This window comes from Streptosporangium sp. NPDC006013, assembly GCF_040614275.1.
Classification (GTDB): domain Bacteria; phylum Actinomycetota; class Actinomycetes; order Streptosporangiales; family Streptosporangiaceae; genus Streptosporangium.
This window is the reverse complement of the sequence record NZ_JBEXUE010000890.1, coordinates 1-1,815: the sequence shown is the minus strand read 5'-3', so window position 1 is coordinate 1,815 and position 1,815 is coordinate 1. Positions and strand designations below refer to the sequence as shown.

1 protein-coding gene is annotated in these 1,815 nt (G+C 74.0%); it reads right to left on the bottom strand.

The features are described 5' to 3' along the window. Positions 1-54 precede the first annotated feature (54 nt). Positions 55-1,815: polyketide synthase dehydratase domain-containing protein (locus tag ABZ260_RS50670; RefSeq protein WP_355633035.1), on the bottom strand; the 1,761-nt coding region annotated here is incomplete at its 5' end.

Sequence of the window (1,815 nt, the reverse complement as noted above, 5' to 3'; positions counted from 1 at the left end):
TACTCCTCGTCGGTGGGTTTGGGGGCGGTGTGCAGGAACAGGGTCACCCGCGGGCTACACTGCCGGAACAGCAGGGCCTGGTGCGCGGCCATCGGCGCCCGCCAGGGCGCCCGTGCCCCCGGTGATCAGCACGGTCCCCTCGGGGTTCCACCGCCGCCCCTCGGTGTCCGGTGCGGCCATCCGGGCGAGCCGGGGGGCGAGCACCCTGCCGTTCCTGACGGCCACCTGTGGCTCACCGGAGCCGAGGGCGGCGGCGACCGCCTCCCTGACGGCGTCGGGTGACGCGTCCGCGACATCGACGACGACGATCCGGCCGGGATGCTCGGCCTGCGCGGACCTGACCAGCCCCCAGACCGGCGCCGTCACGACGTCGGGACTCTCCTCCTCCGCGGTGGCCACCGCGTTCCTGGTCACGACGACAAGCCGTGACGACTCCGGCCGTCCGGGAGAGAGCCACTCGCGCAGGAGCCCGAGTACCCGGTTCACCTGATCGTGCACGGCGGCCGGCAGCTCGGCCGGCTCGAACTCGGTCCCCGGCACGAGGACGACGTCGGGTTCCGGGCCGGTCCGCGGGGTCGCGACGGCCACCTCCGCCCAGGTCAGCTGGAACAGCGCGTCGCGTTCGGCGGGCCGGGCCGCCCGGAGCTGTCCGGCCGAGATCAACCGGGCCCGGAGGGAGTCGACGGTCGCCACCGGGGCGCCCGAGGCGTCGGCGGCGTGCAGGGACAGCTCGTCCTCGCCGTGCAGCGTCAGCCGGACGCGCAGAGCCGCCGCCCCCGAGGCGTGCAGCCGTACGCCGCTGTAGGCGAAGGGCAGGCGGTTCTGGCCGGGTGGGCTGTCGCGCAGCCCGTGGTGGGCCGCGATGTGCAGCGCCGCGTCGAGCAGCGCGGGGTGGATTCCAAAGAGCCCCGCCTCCGCCCGCCGCGGCTCGGGAAGCTCGACCTCGGCGAAGAACGCGTCCGCCGCGCGCCAGGCCGCTCTCAGTCCCTGGAAGGCGTGCCCGTACGACAGACCGGCCTCGGCGAGTACCGGGTAGACGTCGTCGATCTCGACGGGTGTCGCGCCCTCCGGCGGCCACACCTCCAGCGATACCGGCTCCTCCCTCGGTGCCGTCGTGAGGAATCCCACGGCGTGCCGCGTCCACTCCGCTCCTTCTTGGGCCTCGGCGGGGCGCGAGTACACCGCGACGGAGCGGCGGCTCGCGTGGTCGAGCCCGCCGACGGCGACCTGAACGTGCACCGCCCCGCGTTCGGGGAGCACGAGGGGGGCCTCGATCACCAGCTCGTCCAGGGTGTCGAGGCCGACCTCGTCACCGGCCCTGACGGCGAGCTCCACCAGGGCGGTGCCCGGCACGATGACGGTGCCCATGACCGCGTGGTCGGCCAGCCAGGGATGGGTCCGCAGCGAGAGCCGCCCGGAGAGCAGGGTCGCGTCGACGTCGGCGAACGCCACGGCGGCGCCCAGCAGCGGATGGTTCGCCGGGGCCAGCCCCAGGCCCGAGGCGTCTGCCACTCCCTGCGGCGCGGATTCGAGCCAGTAGCGCCGGTGCTGGAAGGCGTAGGTGGGCAGGTCCACCTTGCCCGCACCGGGAAAGACCACCTCCCAATCAATCGGACTGCCATGCACGAACGCGTGACCCAGCGCGGTCACCATCGAGACCTCCTCCGACCGCTCCCGCCGCAACACCGGAACCACCACCCGCTCCGGCGACAACACCTGTCGCGCCATCGCCGACAGCACCCCGTCAGGCCCCAGCTCCAGGAACGTCGTCACCCCCGCCGCGTCCAGCACACCCACCGCGTCGGCGAACCGGAC